Annotated in this window: 15 protein-coding genes; 12 read left to right on the top strand and 3 right to left on the bottom strand. The window is 62.9% G+C overall.

Annotation, left to right across the window (positions count from 1 at the left end; all coding sequences use genetic code 11):
* Window positions 1-366 precede the first annotated feature (366 nt).
* The 9 genes from BW994_RS01540 to BW994_RS01580 all read left to right on the top strand — a co-directional run bounded on the left by BW994_RS01540 (window position 367) and on the right by BW994_RS01580 (window position 10,418).
* Window positions 367-1,392: an ABC transporter substrate-binding protein gene (locus BW994_RS01540; protein WP_029312941.1), complete on the top strand. Its 1,026-nt coding sequence runs from the start codon at window positions 367-369 to the stop codon at window positions 1,390-1,392.
* Between the two features lie 256 nt (window positions 1,393-1,648).
* Complete coding sequence (locus tag BW994_RS01545) at window positions 1,649-2,683, top strand: ABC transporter substrate-binding protein (protein WP_029312940.1); 1,035 nt, start codon at window positions 1,649-1,651, stop codon at window positions 2,681-2,683.
* A 19-nt stretch (window positions 2,684-2,702) separates the two neighbouring features.
* Window positions 2,703-4,220 (top strand): sugar ABC transporter ATP-binding protein, encoded by a 1,518-nt coding sequence (locus BW994_RS01550; protein ID WP_029312939.1) that lies wholly within the window; start codon window positions 2,703-2,705, stop codon window positions 4,218-4,220.
* Window positions 4,217-5,173, top strand: coding sequence for an ABC transporter permease (locus BW994_RS01555; RefSeq protein ID WP_029312938.1), 957 nt, complete (start codon window positions 4,217-4,219; stop codon window positions 5,171-5,173). The genes BW994_RS01550 and BW994_RS01555 overlap by 4 nt, the downstream gene beginning before the upstream one ends.
* Before the next feature lie 2 nt (window positions 5,174-5,175).
* Window positions 5,176-6,162: an ABC transporter permease gene (locus BW994_RS01560; RefSeq protein WP_029312937.1), complete on the top strand. Its 987-nt coding sequence runs from the start codon at window positions 5,176-5,178 to the stop codon at window positions 6,160-6,162.
* Window positions 6,163-6,349: 187 nt separating this feature from the next.
* Window positions 6,350-7,333 carry a ubiquinol oxidase subunit II gene (locus BW994_RS01565; RefSeq protein WP_029312936.1) on the top strand — a complete coding sequence of 328 codons (984 nt, stop codon included), beginning with the start codon at window positions 6,350-6,352 and terminating at the stop codon, window positions 7,331-7,333.
* An 18-nt stretch (window positions 7,334-7,351) separates the two neighbouring features.
* On the top strand, window positions 7,352-9,421 hold the full coding sequence (locus BW994_RS01570) for a cbb3-type cytochrome c oxidase subunit I (protein ID WP_029312935.1): 2,070 nt from the start codon (window positions 7,352-7,354) through the stop codon (window positions 9,419-9,421).
* Window positions 9,418-10,053 (top strand): cytochrome c oxidase subunit 3, encoded by a 636-nt coding sequence (locus tag BW994_RS01575; RefSeq protein ID WP_029312934.1) that lies wholly within the window; start codon window positions 9,418-9,420, stop codon window positions 10,051-10,053. Before BW994_RS01570 ends, BW994_RS01575 begins: the two co-directional genes overlap by 4 nt.
* On the top strand, window positions 10,050-10,418 hold the full coding sequence (locus BW994_RS01580; RefSeq protein ID WP_029312933.1) for a hypothetical protein: 369 nt from the start codon (window positions 10,050-10,052) through the stop codon (window positions 10,416-10,418). The genes BW994_RS01575 and BW994_RS01580 overlap by 4 nt, the downstream gene beginning before the upstream one ends.
* 47 nt (window positions 10,419-10,465) lie before the next feature.
* Here BW994_RS01580 and BW994_RS01585 read toward each other — a convergent pair whose 3' ends face one another.
* The gene (locus BW994_RS01585) at window positions 10,466-10,645 is read right to left on the bottom strand and encodes a DUF3309 family protein (RefSeq protein WP_029312932.1); all 180 of its coding nucleotides are present in this window, start codon (window positions 10,643-10,645) and stop codon (window positions 10,466-10,468) included.
* Window positions 10,646-11,178: 533 nt separating this feature from the next.
* Between BW994_RS01585 and BW994_RS01590 the strand changes: the two genes are divergently transcribed.
* Together BW994_RS01590 and BW994_RS01595 are read left to right on the top strand one after the other, a co-directional pair.
* Complete coding sequence (locus tag BW994_RS01590; RefSeq protein WP_081849165.1) at window positions 11,179-12,768, top strand: ATPase domain-containing protein; 1,590 nt, start codon at window positions 11,179-11,181, stop codon at window positions 12,766-12,768.
* A gap of 5 nt (window positions 12,769-12,773) precedes the next feature.
* Complete coding sequence (locus tag BW994_RS01595) at window positions 12,774-14,498, top strand: ATP-binding protein (RefSeq protein WP_051657502.1); 1,725 nt, start codon at window positions 12,774-12,776, stop codon at window positions 14,496-14,498.
* A gap of 21 nt (window positions 14,499-14,519) precedes the next feature.
* On the opposite strand, the gene BW994_RS01600 is transcribed toward BW994_RS01595, so the two are convergent.
* Window positions 14,520-15,089: a hypothetical protein gene (locus BW994_RS01600; protein WP_081849164.1), complete on the bottom strand. Its 570-nt coding sequence runs from the start codon at window positions 15,087-15,089 to the stop codon at window positions 14,520-14,522.
* A 53-nt stretch (window positions 15,090-15,142) separates the two neighbouring features.
* Window positions 15,143-15,364: a hypothetical protein gene (locus BW994_RS01605; RefSeq protein ID WP_029312928.1), complete on the bottom strand. Its 222-nt coding sequence runs from the start codon at window positions 15,362-15,364 to the stop codon at window positions 15,143-15,145.
* A gap of 244 nt (window positions 15,365-15,608) precedes the next feature.
* On the opposite strand from BW994_RS01605, the gene BW994_RS18785 reads away from it, so the two are divergent.
* On the top strand, window positions 15,609-18,842 hold the full coding sequence (locus BW994_RS18785; RefSeq protein ID WP_211252802.1) for a PAS domain S-box protein: 3,234 nt from the start codon (window positions 15,609-15,611) through the stop codon (window positions 18,840-18,842).
* The last annotated feature ends 14 nt before the right edge of the window (window positions 18,843-18,856 follow it).

Below are 18,856 nucleotides of genomic sequence, written 5' to 3' on the forward strand. Positions count from 1 at the left end.
GGGGGGGGGGGGGTGAGAAAGGGGTTTGTTAGGTGGGGTGTTAGACTTTGGTTTGGTGGTGTGGCGGGGGTGGGATGGTGGGGATCATGGGATACGAATCTCACGCTGGCGCGCTGGATGTGCCGCCGCGCTGATCACGATTGCGTGGGTGGGCAGCCGATGCGGTGAACTTGATGCGACAATCAGCAGGGCTGATTGATATATGGATGATGATTTGTCGTGGCATTGCGCTGGTCTGTTGATCGATCGACAAAAATCGGCCGATCGAGCGATGATCGAATTCGGTTGACATGATTTTATCCGTTCGTTATCGATAAAACACAATCAAACGACCGCTTCACCAGAAGCGGCAGAACGGAGGAAACAATGGACATCAGAAAGCTATTGCTGGCGACGACTGCTTTGCTCGGTACGACGGCACTGGCGAATGCCGCGGCGGTGCACCCTTCAAAAATCACGCAGGCTCAATCGAAGGCGGTGTGTATCAATCCGTCACCCTCGCATATCGATCTGTCGAAGTTGGTGGTGGGGTTTTCGCAATCTGAGTCGAATGCAAACCCGTTCCGGGCTGGCGAAACCAAGTCGGTGCGGGATGCTGCTGCCAGTTTTCATGTCAAGCACCTGATCTATACCAATGCCCATAGCGACGAAGCCCGGCAGGTCGCGGATGTTGAGAGCATGATCAACCAGGGCGCGCAGGCTCTGGTGATTGCGCCGCTCGATGCCACGGGGCTGCAACCCGCCTTTGCCCAGGCGGCGGCGAAGCATATTCCCATTATCACGCTGGACCGGCACACCGCCGGGACCATGTGCACCGATTATCTCAGTTTCATGGGGTCGAATTTCTACTTCAAGCAGGGCGAGATCGACGCGAAAGAACTGGCCAAGGCGACGGGTGGACACGCCAAAATTGCTGAAATTCAGGGCGCTTACGGCAACTCCGTCGAAGTGGCGCGCACCAAGGGGTTTGCGGCCGGGCTGAAGGCCTATCCGGGGATGAAAATCGTGACCGAGCAGACCGGCAACTGGTTCACCACCGACGCTGAGAAGGTGATGAGCCAGATCCTGCTGGCACATCCGGATGTCAATGCGGTGTATGCGCAGGCGGACACCATGGCGTTCGGGGTGATGACGGCATTGCGCGATGCCGGCAAAAAACCAGGTCAGGTCAAGATCGTTTCGATCGACGGGACCAAACAGGGCGTGCAGGACATTGTGAGCGGCTGGATCTATGCCGATGACGAAACGAATCCGCGGTTTGGCCCCCTGGCATTCTACGAGCTCCAGAACTGGTTCGATGGCAAGCCGGTGCCCCAGCACGTGGTTTTGACCGATCATCTCTATACCAAGGCGAACGCCGCCGCGGCATTGAAGAATAACATTCCGTTCTGAAACATGTCGGCCCGGGGCCGGTCGAAGCCGTTCGACCGGTTCGCGGCCGCGCGCGATCGGGGGCGTGATTGACGATGCAAGAAACTGCGTTTATCTTTCAGTCCAGAACACGGTTCTGAATTATGGAACTACGCGGATGGTCTGAGGCTGGGTCGGCGTGATCGTGTTGGCCCTGGCGGTTCAGGTTGTTCGATATGGTTCGGTCCAGATAATTCTGCCTGTTCTTGCTGCCGCCAATAAACGGAGGAAACCAACAATGACCATCAAGACATCATGGGTCGTCACATCAGTCGCTTGTGCCGCAGCGCTCGCGGGCGTGGCGCATGCCCAGTCGCCCTCGACGCACGCCGCGCAGATGATCCGCTCGCGCTCCAAGGCGGTTTGCGTCAATCCGCATCCCAACCATATGAAAATCTCGGCCATCGTCGTCGGGTTTTCGCAATCGCAGGGCAATGAAAATCCGTTCCGCGCGGAGGAGACCAAGTCCCTCAAGGATGCCGCTGCATCGTTTCATGCCAAGCGCTACGTTTATACCAACGCACACAGCAACGAGGCCAAGCAGGTCGCCGATGTGGAGAGCATGATCAATCAGGGTGCCCAGGCACTCGTGATCGCGCCGCTGAACTCGACCGGGCTGCAACCGGCGTTCGCTCAGGCGGTCGGCAAGCATATTCCGATCATCACGATCGATCGCCATACCGCCGGCACTGATTGCACCGATTATCTCAGCTTCATGGGCTCGAATTTTTACAAGCAGGGCGAGATCGACGGCGAGCAACTCGCCAAGGCGACCGGCGGCCATGCGGTGATCGCCGAAATCCAGGGTGCGTACGGCAATTCGGTCGAGACCGCGCGGACCAAGGGGTTTGCCGCAGCAATCCATAAATATCCGGGCATGAAGATCATTGCGGCACAGACCGGCAATTGGTCGACGACCGACGCGCAGACCGTGATGAGCCAGATTTTGCTGGCGCATCCGAACGTCAATGCGGTCTACACCCAAAGCGACACGATGGCGTTCGGCGCGATCACGGCGCTGCGGGATGCCGGTAAAAAGCCGGGTCAGGTCAAGATCGTGACGATCGATGGCACCAAGCAGGGCGTGCAGGATATCGTCAGCGGTTGGGTCTATGCCGATGATGAAACCAATCCGCGCTTCGGGCCCATTGCGCTGCACGAGATTCAGAACTGGTTCGACGGCAAGCCCGTGCCGCAGACCATCGTGATCAAGGATCATCTCTACACGCAGGCCGATGCCAAATCGGCTCTCGCGAGCGATGCGCCCTACTAATTACGGAACTGATACGATCTTGTCCGATATCATCCTCGAAACCCGCGCCGTGTCCAAGCGCTTTGGCGCGGTGCAGGCATTATCCGACGTGTCGTTCGCCTTGCGGGCGGGCGAAGTGCATGGGCTGGCCGGTGAAAACGGTGCCGGCAAGTCCACGTTGATCAAGATCCTCACCGGGTTTTATCAGCCCGATGAGGGGGAGATTATCTTGAGCGGCACGGCGGTTCGCCTGGATAGCCCGCGTGCCGCGCAGCGCCAGGGGATTAGTGCGGTGTATCAGGAGATCAACCTGATTCCCGAGCGCAGCGTTGCCGAAAACCTGTTTCTCGGCAACGAGCCGCGCCGGTTCGGCGTGCTGATCGATCGGGCGCGGATGGAGCGCTCGGCGGCCGAGCTGCTGGCGCGCTACGATCTCGCGATCGACCCGCGCGCACGGCTTGGCGCGCTGGGTCTTGGTTTGCAGCAGATGGTCTCGATCGCGCGGGGTGTCCGGCTTGGGGCACGGGTTGCGATTCTCGATGAGCCCAGCTCCGCGTTGACCGGCACCGAGGTGGAAACGCTGTATCGGGTGGTCGACCGGCTGAAGGCCGACGGTATTGCGATTTTGTTCGTCAGCCATCGGCTTTCGGAGTCCTATCGGCTGTGCGACCGGCTGACGGTGCTGCGCGACGGCCGCGTGGTGGCCAGTGAAGCGGTTGCGGATTTGCCGCGCGCCGCGCTGATCGGCGCGATGCTTGGGCGCAATGCCGAGGCCATTCACGGCAATCGGCCCGCACGAACCCCGCGCGAGGGCGTCGCCGCGTTCGAGGCGAGCGGCCTGCGCTGGCGCAACCGGGTGCGCGACGTATCGTTCGCTGTGCGGCCTGGTGAAGTTGTTGGGTTGGCCGGGTTGCTCGGTTCGGGCCGGACCGAGACGATGAAGGCGAGTTTTGGCGCCGAGACCAAAGAGGGCGGGGCAATCCGCGTCGGCGGCAGCTCTGTCCCCTCCCCCACACCCGGACGCTCGATTGCGGCGGGTCTGGCGTTTTTATCCGAGGATCGGCGTGCGGAGGGGATATTTCCCAAGCTGTCAGTCGCTGAAAATCTGACCGCGACCGCCCTGCCCCGCATTGCCCGGTTCGGCTTCGTTTCGCGGCGCAAGCAGGCGGCGATGGTTGCCGAATTCACCAAGGTTCTGGGCATCAAGACCGCCGGGCCGAATGCGCCGATCACCTCGCTCTCGGGCGGCAATCAGCAGAAGGTGCTGCTGGCGCGCTGCCTCGCCACGGCGCCGCGCGCGATCATGCTGGATGATCCGACCCGCGGCATCGATGTCGGCGCGAAGGCCGAGGTGCATGAGGCGATCAACCGGCTGGTCGAGCAAGGTTTGGGTGTGCTGGTGACATCGTCGGAGATGGAGGAATTGATGGCGCTGGCGGATCGGTTGATCGTGCTCACCGAAGGGGCGGTAACCGGTGCGACCAGCACCGACGGGCTGGAGGTGCAGGACGTGCTCGACATGCTGGCCCAGCCGCACGAGGCGGTCGCGCACCCATGAGCACCGGTTTGATGGCGCGGACCGGGCATGACAGCCCGATGGCTCTGCTGCGGGCGCAAAGTGTCTATGTGGCGTTTGCCGCGTTGATCGTGATCGATTTGATTTTCACACCTGGCTTTCGCAACGTGTTCGTGATCCGCAACCTGCTGTTCGAGGCGGCGCCGGTCATTTTGGTGACGCTGGGGCAGAGCCTCGCCATTGGTACGCGCGGCATCGATCTGTCGGTCGGCTCGACCATGGGGCTGGCCGCGGCGGTGATGGCACTGGCGCTGCCCGGCGGCTCATGGCTGGCGGTGGCGGCGGGGGTTGGCGCGGGGCTGGTGGTGGGGATGATCAATGGTGGCCTGATCGCGGCGCTTGACATCAATCCGCTGATATCGAGCCTGGCGCTGCTGGTTGCCGCGCGCGGCACCGCGGAAGCCCTGCTCGATGGTTCGCGCGTGAGCCTGCCGACCGGTGGGTTGTTCGATGCGCTGGGCATCGGCGCCGTTTGGATCGTGCCGACCGTCGCGATCATTGCCCTTGCCATTGCGGGGTTGGTCGCTTTTCTGGTCCGCACCACGATGTTCGGGCGATACGTGCTGTTCATCGGCGCGAACAAGGCGGCGGCGATGATTGCCGGGATCAAGGTGCGGCGCACGTTGTTGCTGGTCTATGCCGCGAGCGGGGTGCTGGCGGGGCTGGCGGGTGTGTTCGCGGCGGCCAGGCTTGGCGCATCCGACCCCAATTACATCGGCGTCAATTACGAACTCGATGCGATCGCCGCGGCGGTGATCGGCGGCACGCCGCTGTCCGGCGGGCGGATTTCGATTCTCGGCGGCGTGTTCGGCGTGCTGCTGTTGCAGGTGCTGGGGGCGAGTTTCATTATGAACGACATCAATTTCAGCTATGCGCAGATCCTCAAGGCGGTGTTCATCGTCGGTGCGCTGTATTTGCAGCGGGCGGGGGGTTGAGCGTGTCGGGTACAAGCGCGGCCGTACGGGCAGAAGGCGCCGCGCCGGAGCGACGGGCACGGTTGATCGCGCTGATCCAGTCGCGCGGGGCGATTGGCGTGCTGTTGCTGGCCACGATTGTCGCGAGCCTGCGCTTTCCGTTTTTTCCGACGGTTGCGAATTTCGAGAACATCGGTACCGCGGCGAGTTTTCTGGGCCTGGTGGCGATCGGCCAGACCTTCGTGATCATCCTGGGTGGGTTCGATTTATCGGTGGGGTCGCTGATCGGCCTCGGGTCCGTGCTGGCGGCCTATGCGCTGCCCTATGGCTGGTGGGCGGCGTTGCTGGTGCCTGCGCTGGCCGGTGGCGCGGTGGGGTTGGTCGATGGCCTGTTGATCGCACGCGCCGGCATGGCGCCGTTCATTGTGACGCTGGCGGCCCTGCTCGGCGTGCGCGGCATTGCGCTGGTGTTGGCGAAGAACAGCCTGGTGATTGCCACGCCCGGGGTGTTCGGCCTGATCGCGAACGGGCAGATCCTTGGGATCGATAATCTGATCTGGATTGTGTTTATCGGGTTTGCGATCGCCGCCATCGTGCTCAACCGCACCCGGTACGGTGTGGCGGTGTTTGCGATCGGCGGCAACGAGGAAGCGGCGCGGATGCTGGGTGTGCCGGTGGCGCGCATCAAAGTGCTCACCTACGTGGTCTCCGGCACGCTCGCCGGGCTGTCGGGCGCGCTGCTGGCGGCGCATCTGTCATCGGGCATTTCCACCGCCGGTCAGGGTGAGGAATTGAAATCGATCGCGGCGGCGGTGATCGGCGGCGTGCTGTTGACCGGTGGCGTGGGCACCATGGCGGGCGCGCTGTCCGGTGTTCTGCTGCTCGGCCTGATCGAGAACGTGATCGATCAGATCGGGAATTTGAGCTCATATTATCAGAATTTGGCGAGCGGGGTGTTTTTGCTGATCGCCGTGCTGATCCAGACAGTGCTGACCCGGCGGCGCCGATAATCCGGGCCTGACGGCTTTGTGACGGGTTGATCGCGCGCATCCGTTGATCGCCGGATGCGCCATCCCAATGTGGGCTGAGGCGCCGTGACGGGACCCGCCATGGGCGCCACGCATGCGCGCGGACATCATAGCCGCGGTGAAGCAGGGGATGATTGCGATTGTGCAACTGAGGCATCGTGCAGATTTCATGAGGCGGCGATGCGGTTGGTTGCGGCTGTTGCCGCTGGCACTGTTGGCGTCGCTGTCTGGGTGTTCGGGGCATCAGCTCCGGCTGCTGCATCCGGATGGGCCGATTGCGGCGACGTCGTTGCGGTTGAGCGTGATCGATGTGCTGATCATGCTCTGCATCATTCTGCCGACCGGTATTTTCGTTGCGATATCGCTATGGCGTTTCCGGGCCGCGCGCAAGGCTCGCTACGATCCCGGCTTCACGCATTCGGTTCGGCTCGAGGTTTTGATGTGGGGCGTGCCGTTCGCCGCGGTGGCGGCGCTTGCGTATTTTTCGTGGCGGGGTGTGTTTCTGGTGAACCCCTATGCACCGACCGCGCTGGGGCAACGCAAGTCCTTGCTCGCCATGCCGGATCGGCCGGGGACAGGCAATCCGCTGGTGATCGATGTTGTCGCGACCGACTGGCAGTGGCTGTTTATTTATCCTGATCAGCACATCGCGACACTCAATACGCTGAGCCTGCCGGCGGGGCGGAACATTGAGTTTCGACTGACCGCGACCGATGTGGTCAATGATTTCTATATCCCGCAACTGATCGGCATGATCGACGTGATGCCGGGGATGCGGACCAAGGACATGATGCGGGCTGACCGGCCCGGCGTGTGGCAGGGGTTTTCGGCGGATATCAGCGGCGCCGGATTTTCGTGGATGCAGTTTCCGACCCGCGTGATGACGCACGCTGGCTTTGCGGCCTGGGTTGCGAAAACGCAGGTGGCGCCGCGCCATCTGGACTACGCGGGGTTTCGATCGATCGCGCGTCCCACCATCGATTTACGCGGTGTCACGCGGAATTTTTCGGCGGTTCAGCCGCATTTGTTCAGCCGGATCGTGCACGCGGCGGTGAAGGGTGCGACCGACACGACGCCGATGTTTCTGACCGAGCATATGCGGCGCGACCTGGCGAGGCGCGCGCCGTATCTGTCGGGCTATCCGCATTCCTGAAAGTATCGAGGTTCAACAGTGCTGGTTCATCTTCAAGGTGCCTGGAACCCCTGGCTGGGGCGGCTGACGCTCTCGCAGATACCCTACCACAGCCCGATCGTGCTCGGTGCGTTTGCCTTTGCGCTGCTGGCGGCGGCGCCGATCGTTGGGCTGATGACCTATTATCAGAAATGGGGCTATCTGATCCGCGAGTGGATCACCACGCTCGACCACAAGAAAATCGGCGTGATGTACATCATCATCGGGCTGGTGATGCTGTTGCGCGGCTTCATCGATGGCATCATGATCCGCACGCAGCAATTATTGGCCGATGGGCCGCGATCGGCAGCGCATCTGCAGGCGGTGCATGGGTATTTGCCGCCGTTCCATTTTGATCAGATCTATAGCTCGCACGGCACCATCATGATCATCTTTGCGGTCACCGTGGTGCTGACCGGGTTTCAGAACATCATTGTGCCGTTGCAGATCGGCGCACGGGATATGGCGTTTCCATACCTCAATGCCGTCAGCCTGTGGCTGACCGCGGCGGGTGCGGCGCTGGTGATGATTTCGCTGTTCATCGGCGATTTCTCGCATGCCGGCTGGGTGGGCATCGTGCCGCTGACCGAACTGCCCTACAGCCCGGGCGTGGGGGTCGATTACTGGGATTGGGCGTTGCAGCTGAGCAGCCTGGGCACCACGCTCGGCGCGCTGAACCTGATCACCACGATCATCATGATGCGCGCCCCGGGCATGCGCTGGTTTCGGATGCCGTTTTTCACCTGGGCGACGCTGAGCACGCAGACCATCGGGCTCACCGCATTTCCGGTGCTGGGCGTGGCCCTCGCGTTGTTGAGCTGTGATCGTTATCTCGGCACGCATTTCTATACTGCGGGTCTGGGTGGCAATTTGATGTTGTATACTGATCTGTTCTGGATCTGGGGGCATCCTGAGGTCTATTTCATCATTCTGCCGGCGTGGGGCATCATGTCCGAGGTGATCCCGACGTTTTCGGAGAAGGCGCTGTTCGGTTATACCGTGATGGTTGCGGCGACCTTGTCGATCGCTGGGCTGTCGTGGGCGGTCTGGCTGCACCATTTTTTCACGATGGGTGCGGGGCCGGGCGTCAATCTGGTGTTCAGTGTCTCGACCATGCTGGTCGGCATTCCGACCGGCGTGAAGGTGTTCAACTGGTCGCTCACGCTGTATCGCGGCCGGCTGCGCTTTGAGACGCCGATGTTATGGGCGATCGGCGCGCTGTTTCTGCTGCTGGTCGGCGGGTTGACCGGGATGATGCTGGCGATTCCGGCGATCAACTACACGGTGCATAACAGCGTGTTCGTGGTGGCGCATTTCCACACCATGTTCCTGGTCAGTGTATTCGGTATTTTTGCAGGGCTGATGTACTGGTTTCCGAAAGTGTTCGGGTTTCGGCTCGATGAGCGGAGCGGCCGGCGGTTTTTCACGTTTTTCTCGCTCGGCACGGTGTTCGTGTTTGCCGCGATGTACACGCTGGGCCTGATGGGCATGACCCGCCGGCTCGATTATCTGTACAATCCGCATTGGCAGGCGTTACTGATCATTCAGGAGTTCGGTATTTTTCTGTATTGTGTATCGGTGTTTTATTTCTGCAAGATGATCTACGTCAGTATCCGCGACCGGGCGAAGGAGGCGCATGGCCAGGATGTGTGGCGAACCTCGCGCACGCTGGAGTGGATGACGCTGACCCCGGTGCCGTTCTACAATTTTGCGGTGATCCCGGTGGTGCACGGGCGCGATGCCTGGGCGATGCGGCGCGACAGCGGACTGACCGCGACATCGCCTGGCGACTACGAGGATATCAATCTGCCGAACAACACCATCGTGCCGGCGATGCTCGGGGCGCTGGCGTTCGGGTTCGGCTTTGGCATGGTCTGGCGCATCTGGTGGCTGGCCGGGTTGAGCCTGCTCGGGATCATCGGCCTCGTCATTCTGCGCTCGTTCGCGGATGATAGAGGTTTCACACTGACGGCCGCGACGGTGCGCCGGATGGAACGCAACCATGAGGATACGGGGATCGTGACCGATCATATCAGCCCGCCGGTTGCCGAACTGGCGTTGTTCCAATGAGCCGCACGGCACATCGGCTGATCGGGCCTGAGGAACCGCTCTGGGCGCCGCATCACCCCGAAGCGGACCCGGTTTCGCTGCACACGCTGGGGTTCTGGCTGTATATGATGAGCGATGCGCTGATTTTCGCGGCATTGTTCGCGGCCTACGCGGTGCTCGATCATCCCTATAACGCGGCGGGCGGACCGCAGATCAGCGATGTGGTGCATCCGGTTGCCGCTTTCATCCAGACCGTCATCATATTCACCAGCGTGTTTGCCTACAGCCTTGCGATGGTCGGGCTGAAGGCGGGCAACCGGGCCTTTGTGATCGGCGGGCTGGTCGCCGCGGTGCTGCTGGGCGCTGCCTTTCTGGGGCTCGAATTACGGGACTTTGCCGTGCTCATCGCAGAGGGTGCCACACCGGATCGGAGCGGCCTGCTGTCGGTGTTTTTCGTGCTGGTCGCTACCCATGGCATCCATATGGTGTTCGGCATTTTATGGATGCTGGTGATGATCGTTCAGGTGGCCATGAAGGGCTTTACCACCGCGGTGGTGACCCGGCTGCTCAACCTGCGGATTTTCTGGATGTTCCAGGCCTCGATCTGGGTGTGTGTGTTCGTGTTCGTCTATCTCAACGGAGCCTATCGATGAGCCTGCATCGCGCCGATCCGCTCGATCATCCGGATGTTCGCAACGCCAGCGGAATCGCGTTTGTCGCTGGATATGCGGCATCGGTCGGGTTGATGGCCATCGCGCTGATGGTCACGCTGCGGCATGAGATGTCGTATGTGCGGTTTGTCATCGCTGTCGCCATCCTTGGGGGGTTGGCGTTGCTGGCGCAGGCGGTGCTGATGTTCCGGCTGGATTTGTCGGGCGGACAGCGATGGAAGACCATTTCGCTGTTGCTGGTCGTGCCGCTGTTCGTGCTGTCGATCGGGTTGACCGGCTGGATGTTTCACACGCTGTACCCGCGCACCATGCTTGATTTCATGCAGGTGCAGGGCAGCGGGATGTAGTTGACCCGGGCAGGCTAGCGCCGCCCGGGTTGAAGCCTTGCGATCGATCAGTGCATGCCGACACCGTTTGCGCCCATGCCGCCGACCAGCCAGACGACGATCAGCACGATCAGCACGATGCCGAGGACGCCGCCGAGTCCGCGGCCGCCATAGCGGCTGTAGCCATAATAGCCACCACCGCCGCCAAAGAGAATGACGATCAGGATAATCAGCAGAATGAGACCCATGAAACCTCCAGGTGATTGGCTCGAAGCGGCGACTGACGAACGCTTGAAACCACGCGAACCATGATTTCAGCTGCCAAGTCGATCCGCAAGAGAGCTGTTTTCTAACATTCGCGATGTGGTGATTGGGCATTATCAAACCAAGTGCTCGAAGGGCGATTGCTGAGATATTACTTTATTGTTCGGTAAAATTATATTTTTGACAGAAAACCGATACTCAGTCTTTGGTCGGTCGCTGTTATACCGCCGAGGCCACGCCGCTGATCGGTAGGATGACCAATCGATAATATCGGCGACATCGACCGGCAGGATCGGCACCATGACAATACGCCCCTCTGCATGTGACCGATCACAATACCGTGATAACTAAATATCAGCGCGCTGAGTATTATGGACCTGGATGTGAGTATTCAATTGACGCCATTACCGGCCGTTGCCGCATCACGCCGGCGGATGGCTGCGAAAAGAGCGGTTACCACAAGCTTGAATGAGCCCGGTACGCTCGCCATGTCGGCGGCGAAAAACCAGGAACGATCATGTCCCCTGGCGATAAGGCGCTGATTGTGAACGATATCGAACAAACGGGGGTCAAGGTGGTGCCCGCTGCGGCCGGCGCGACACAACCCAGCGAGGCGCAGGGGCCCGCACGCATTTCGACCGGCAGCACCGGGCTCGATGATATTCTGGGCGGCGGGTTCGATGCCGATCGGATCTATCTCTACGAGGGCCGTCCCGGCACCGGCAAGACGACGCTGGCCATGCAATTCCTGCTCGAGGGTGCGCGGCGGGGTGAGCAGACGCTCTACATCACGCTGTCGGAATCGCGGGTGGAACTCGCGGTTGTCGCACAGCGGCATGGCTGGTCGATCGAGGGCATCGATGTGTTCGAACTGCTCTCGCCCGAGGCGCTGCTCAATCCCGACCACGAGATGACGGTGCTGCATCCGGCGGAGATGGAGCTGAACGAGACCACGCGGCTGGTGTTCGACCGGGTGGAGGCGACCAACCCGAGCCGCGTGGTGTTCGACAGCCTGTCCGAGATGCGGTTGCTGGCGCAGAATCCGCTGCGCTATCGCCGCCAGATCCTGGCCCTGAAGCATTTTTTTGCGGGTCGTCGCTGCACGGTCGTTCTGCTCGATGATCTGTCGTCCGCCCAGACCGATTTGCAGGTGCACTCGATCTCGCACGGCGTCGTCCTGCTCGAACAGCTCGCGATCGACTACGGCGCGGAGCGGCGGCGGTTGCGGGTGATCAAGATGCGCGGCATTCGCTTTCGCGGCGGGTTTCATGATTTCACGATCGAAACCGGTGGGCTTGCGATCTATCCGCGCCTGGTGGCCGCGGAACACCACGCCGCATTCACCACCGAACGGACGCCGAGCGGCAATGCCGCGCTCGATGAATTGCTGGGCGGCGGGCTCGAACGCGGCACCAATGTGCTGCTGATGGGGGCTGCCGGGGTCGGGAAATCGACGCTCGCGCTGACCTACGCGGTCGCCGCCGCCGCGCGCGGCGAGCGCGCCGTGGTGTTCGCGTTCGATGAGGGGCGGGGCACCATCATCGCCCGCGCCCGCGCGCTCGGCATGGCGCTGGACGCGGCGCTGGACTCCGGTTTGATCCGCATTCGCCAGATCGACCCGGCCGAGTTATCGCCGGGCGAGTTCGCCTATCAGGTGCGTGCCGCGGTTGAAGAGCATCAGGCGCGGGTGGTGATCATCGACAGTCTGAACGGTTATTTGAACGCGATGCCGGATGGCCGCTTCCTGGTGTTGCAGATGCACGAATTGCTGAGCTACCTGAGCCAGATGGGTGTGCTGAGCATCATGATCCTGGCACAGCACGGCATGATCGGGACGACCGAAACACCGCTCGATGTGAGTTACCTGAGCGATGCCGTGGTGATGCTGCGGTATTTCGAAGTTGCCGGCACGATCCGGCGCGCCCTGTCGGTCATGAAAAAGCGCAGCGGCGCGCATGAACATACCATTCGCGAGTTCCGGCTGACCCATGAGGGAATTGCGATCGGCGATCCGCTCGCCGCATTTACCGGCATCCTGTCCGGCAACCCGGTTTATACCGGCAGTCCCGAACCGCTGCTGGCGGGGGGCGGCGCGCGCGATGGATGAGCGCGATGGATGAGAGTGGCGCGCCATCGGCCGTGTTCGAACGCAGGGATGAAGACCGGTTTGCGGTGCTGGCGCCGATCGGGCGGGATGCCGCGGCGATTGCCGGGGTTCTGGACCGCGCGGGCTATGCCAGCGTGATCTGCGGCGATGCGGCGGCGCTGGTTGCGGCGCTCGATGCCGGCGTGGCGGCGGCGTTCATTGCCGAGGAAGGCTTGTTCGGCGCGGGTGAGGCGGTTCTGGCGGCATGGGTGGACGCGCAGGCGCCCTGGTCCGACCTGCCGTTCATTGTGCTGACCAGCCGGCAGGTCCGCCCCGAGGTGGAGCGCTGGCGGTTGCGGATGATCGCGACGCTGCGCAATGCGGCGCTGATCGAACGCCCGCTCGATGGGCTGACACTGTCGAGTGCGGCGGGGTCGGCGCTGCGCGCGCGGCGCCGGCAGTATGAGGTGCGCCATCATCTGGCGGCGCGGGCGCAGACCGCGATCATGCTGGAGCATCTGGTCGAGGATCGGACCCGCGAACTCGCCCATGCCAATACGGCGCTGCATCAGCAGATTGCCGAGCGCGAACGCACCGAGGAGGCGTTGCGCCAGGCCCAGAAGATGGAGGCGGTCGGTCAGCTGACCGGCGGGCTGGCGCATGATTTCAACAATATGCTCGCCGGCATTACCGGCAGCCTGGAAATCATGCGCCGGCGCATCGCTCAGGGCCGTCATGGCGAGCTTGCGCGCTATGTCGATATTGCCACGGTTTCGGCTACGCGCGCCGCCGCGCTGACCCATCGGCTGCTGGCGTTTTCGCGCCGCCAGACGCTCAGCCCGAAGCCGACCGATGCCACCGCGCTGGTGCGCGGCATGGCCGCGCTGATCGGCGGCACGGTCGGCCCGGCCATCCGCGTCGAGACGACCCATGCGCCGGATGTTTGGCCGATCCTGTGCGATCCGCATCAGTTGGAAAGTGCGGTGCTCAACCTGGTGATCAATGCGCGCGATGCGATGCCCGAAGGCGGGCGGCTGAGCATCGAACTCGGCAATACCGTGCTCGACGACGCGTATGTCGCCGATCATGCCGATCTTGAGGCGGGCGATTATGTGGTGCTGAGCATCAGCGATTCGGGCACCGGCATGTCACCGGAAGTGGCATCGCGGGCGTTCGATCCGTTTTTCACGACCAAGCCGCTCGGCGCCGGCACCGGGCTTGGGCTGTCGATGGTTTATGGGTTCACCAAACAATCGAGCGGGCATCTGCGGATTTACAGTGAACTCGGATCGGGCACCACGATCCGGATGTATCTGCCGCGCCATCATGGTGGGGTCGGCAGCGCCGATGCTGCCGGGCTGAGTGCTGAGATACCGCGTGCGCAACCCGGGGAGACGGTGCTGATCGTGGATGATGAATCAGCGATCCGGATGCTGGTGCGCGAGGTGCTGGATGATCTGGGCTATGCCTCGCTCGAGGCCGAGGACGGCCGTGCGGCGCTGCGCATCCTGCGGTCGGGCAATCCGATCAATCTGCTGATCACCGATGTCGGGCTGCCGAACGGCATGAACGGCCGCCAGTTGGCGGATGCGGCGCGGCAGAACCAGCATGATCTCAGGGTGTTGTTCATTACCGGCTATGCTGAGAAGGCCGCGGTGGGCAATGGTCTGCTCGATCACGGCATGGAGGTTATGACCAAACCCTTCGCGCTGCATGCGCTGGCCAGCAAGATCCGCGAAATGATCCACTGAGGTGCTGCGTTGGCCGTCTGGTCAGTCGTGACCATGCACATGGTGAGCGGCGTTGCGCCTGAGAATATCCAATGCCAGGCGCTCGTGCGCCGCGGACCGCACGCGCACCCATAGCAGCAGACCGCCGGCGTCCTCCTGCGATGCGATGCCGCGCGCCCGTTTGCGCGTCAGCGCGTAGGCGAGCGCACCGCCGACCAGGGCGCCGACGCCGCCGGTGGCGGCGGTAACCGCCGCCGTGGCTGCAATTGCCGCACCGGCGCCGGCGGTTGCGGCGGCGGCTCCCATGGCGGGGATCAGCGCGAAACCGGCGATCAGGCCGCCCTGGGCATCGCCCACCGATTCCGGCGCGATATAGGGTTTGCGCGGCACGGCAGGATCATCCGCCAAATGATGCGGCGCGGTATCGGGTGCGGCGTCGTGATCGAGCAGGCCGAGTTCGAAGCGTTCGAAGCCGGCCAGCATCAACTCGTCGATCGCGGCTTGTAGTGAGGCCTGATCGTCGAAAATACCGACGGCTTCACGCACGGCGACCGGCGTCGCGCTGTTCTGCGGGTCGGTGTCCTGCGGATCGTCATGGGTCGGATTTGTCATGATCGGAGGCTTCCGTTCTGATGGTGGGGCGTTCTGATGGTGGGGGTTCGTGATCAAGATCGCTTCGGGCGGCCCTTTTTTTCCTCATCGAGCGCCCAGTTCATGATGTGGGGCTGGTCTTCCGGGCGCTCGGCCAGCCAATGCCCGTCGTCCACACGGTCGCGCTCGTTGCACATGCGCTGGATCGCGGCCTGGGCATCCGGGGCGTCCCACAAGCCGTCGACGCGCTCGATGACGCCTTCGGAATCGCGGCGGAAGACGATCCATGGCGGCATAGGCGGCAGTCTCCAACAGGGTTTCGTTGAGACGAAACGTGGCAAGCCGGCGCGCGATCACAAGCGTTTGCGCGCGCGCCACCATGAAACCTTGGTCATCTGCCCCACAGACGATCACAAACCGTGCCGATCGGCGGCGGTTCAAGCGAGTTTACGTTTACGCAAACCGACCGGTGGTTTATAGGGAACCGCATCGAGACGCTGTTGGTCACGGATCGGGCGTAGCGCAACCCAGGGAGACAGCGTGACAGGACGGCAAGCCGACGAAAACTCTTTTGGTGCAGCCGGCGCGATCGCTGTCGGTCAGATGACGGCGGATCGGTTCTACCGTGCGATTTTCCATAGTGCGGTCGATTTTGCGATCGTGGCGCTCGATCGGGACGGCACGATTGTCGATTGGAACAGCGGCGCCGTCCAGATTTTCGGATGGACGGACGGGGACGCCGTCGGGCGCGATGTCGCGCTGATCTTTGTGCCGGAGGACCGCGAGCAGGGGCGGCCGGGCCTCGAAATGCGCCGGGCGCTGGCCGATGGGCGGGCCAATGACGAGCGGTGGCATCTGCGCAAGGACGGCACCAGGTTCTGGGCCAGCGGCGAGATGATGCCGTTGCGCGATGAGGCGGGCGTGCATGTCGGTTATCTGAAGATCCTGCGCGACCGGACCGATCAGCGCGCCGCCGATGCGACGCTGCGCGAGGCGCGCGGGCTGAATACGCTGATTCTGCGTTCGGCGCGCGATTGTATTGTTGTGCTCGACCTCGATGGTCACACGCTGTTCGTCAGCCCCGGCGGCATCGAGAGCATGGAAATCACCAATCTCGCCGGCGTGCTGGGGTCGTCATGGCTGCGGGTCTGGAAGGGCGAGGATCTGATCGCCGCGCGCGCGGCGGTGGCCGAAGCCCGTGCCGGCGGGATCGGCCGGTTTCAGGGGTATTGTCCGACCCACAAGGGCACGCCGAAATGGTGGGACGTGGTGATTTCGCCGCTGCCCGGCATCGATGGCAGCCCGGAACGGCTGGTTTCGGTCGGGCGCGACATCACGCAGATTCGCGACGCCCAGCAACGTCAGGCGGCGCTGCTGGCGCTCGGCGATCGGATGCGGGACATGGTATCGATCGATGAGATCGCGCTCTGTGCGGCGGAGACTTTGACGCTGACGCTCGGGGTGAGCCGGGCCGGTTATGGGGTGGTCGATCCGGTCACCGAGACGATCGATGTGCTGCACGATTATCACGGCGATGCGATCCCCGACGTGATCGGGCTGCACCGGTTGCGGGATTTCGGCCGCTATGTCGAGGATCTGAAGCGCGGCGAAGTCGTTGCGGTGAGCGATGTGCGGCTGGACGGCCGGACCCGCGGCCGCGCGCGCAACCTGGCTGAACTCCATGTCCGATCCCTGGTCAATCTGCCGATCTTCGAGCAGGGCATGTTTGTCGCACTCTACTTTGTCGCCTGTGTCGAGCCGCGTGAGTGGTCCAGCGAGGATATCGGCTTCATCCGGGCGGTCGGCGATCGGACCCGCATCGTCACGGAACGGTTGCGGGCACAGCAGGCGCTCGAGGCGCTGAATGCCACGCTCGAACAGGAGGTTGAACAGCGGACGCGCGAGCGCGATCGCGCGTGGAAAAACTCGCAGGATCTGCAACTGGTGCTGGACGAGGCGGGCAGCATCCGGGCGGTCAACGATGTCTGGACCGATCTGCTCGGCTGGACCCGCGATGACCTGATCGGCCATAGTTTTCTCGAATTCGTCCACCCCGAGGACCGGCCGGCGAGCGAGGCGCGGCTGGCCTCGGTTGGGTCACGCCATCTGCCGTTTCATGAGAACCGCTATCGGCACAAGGATGGCTCGTGGCGCTGGCTCGCCTGGGTTACCGCCGTCGAGGATGGGGTGATCTATGCCAGTGGCCGGCACACCACGATCGAACGCCAGCAGGCCGAGGCGCTGGAACATTCCGAGGCGCGGTTGCGAACGATTTTCAGCGCGAGTTCGCAGGCGCAGGGTCTGCTGACCCCGGATGGCATTCTGCTCGAAGCCAATGCGGCATCGCTCAGCCTGGCGGCCACGACGTTGGATCAGATTGCCGGGTTGCGGTTCTGGGAGACGCCGTGGTTTGCCGGCACGCCGGGCATGCCTGAATTGATGCAAGCCGCGGTGGCGGCCGCGGCGAGCGGCGAGACTTTTGTCCAGGAAATCAGTCTGGCCTTGCCGACGGGCCGGCGGGTGTTCGAACTATCGATCCGCCCGGTGCTGAACGTGGCCGGCGAGGTGATCGCGCTGGTGCCTGAGGCGACCGATCTGACCGATCGCCGGCAGGTGGAGGAGCAGTTGCGTCAGGCGCAGAAGATGCAGGCGATCGGTCAGCTGACCGGCGGCATCGCGCATGATTTCAACAATCTGCTGACCGGGATTTCGGGCAATCTGGAATTGCTGCGCCGCCGGCTCGATCAGCAACGCTATGATAGGCTCGAGACCTATGTCACCGGCGCGCAGGGTGCGGCATCGCGCGCGGCGGCGCTGACGCACCGGTTGCTGGCGTTTTCGCGCCGCCAGACGCTGGCGCCGAAACCGACCGACATCAATCTGCTGGCTTCGAGCATGGCGGACCTGATCGAGCGGACGGTGGGGCCGGGCATCGATGTCGAACTCGCGTTGTCGAACGATTTGTGGCCGACGCTGTGCGACCCCAACCAGTTGGAAAACGCCCTGCTCAACCTGTGCATCAACGCCCGCGACGCGATGCCGGACGGCGGGCGCCTGACCGTGGAGACGCGCAATCGGCGGCTCGATGAACACGCGGCGCGCGCCTGCGATCTGGCAGCCGGTCATTACGTGTCGCTCTGCGTCAGTGACAACGGCACCGGCATGACGCCGGAGGTGATTGCGCGCGCGTTCGATCCGTTTTTCACCACCAAGCCGATCGGGTTGGGCACCGGGCTTGGCCTGTCGATGATCTATGGGTTCGCCCGCCAATCAGGCGGGCAGGTCAGGATCTATTCAGAGCCGGGTGAGGGTTCGATGGTGTGTTTGTATCTGCCGCGGCATCGTGGTGCTGCCGCCGGGCCGGATGCCGCGGTGGCGCCCAGCGATGCGGTGCAGGCCGGTGCGGGTGAAACGGTGCTGATCGTCGATGATGAACCCGCGGTGCGTAGTTTGGTGACGGAGGCTCTGAGCGATCTGGGGTATCGCGCGATCGAGGCGGAGGATGGTGCGGGCGGGCTCGCGATCCTGCAATCGCCGGTGCGGGTCGATCTGCTGATCACCGATGTCGGTCTGCCGGGCGGCATGAACGGGCGGCAGATGGCCGATGCCGCGCGGGCGCAACGGCCGGCGCTGAAAGTGCTGTTCATTACAGGATATGCGGAGACCGCGGTGATCAGCCACGGTCATCTGGATGCCGGGATGCATGTGCTGACCAAGCCGTTTTCGATCGATGCGCTCGCCGGGCAGATCAGCCGGTTGATCGCCGGCCACTGAAAGCGATCAACCCT

This window comes from Acidiphilium rubrum (genome assembly GCF_900156265.1).
Lineage (GTDB): Bacteria > Pseudomonadota > Alphaproteobacteria > Acetobacterales > Acetobacteraceae > Acidiphilium > Acidiphilium rubrum.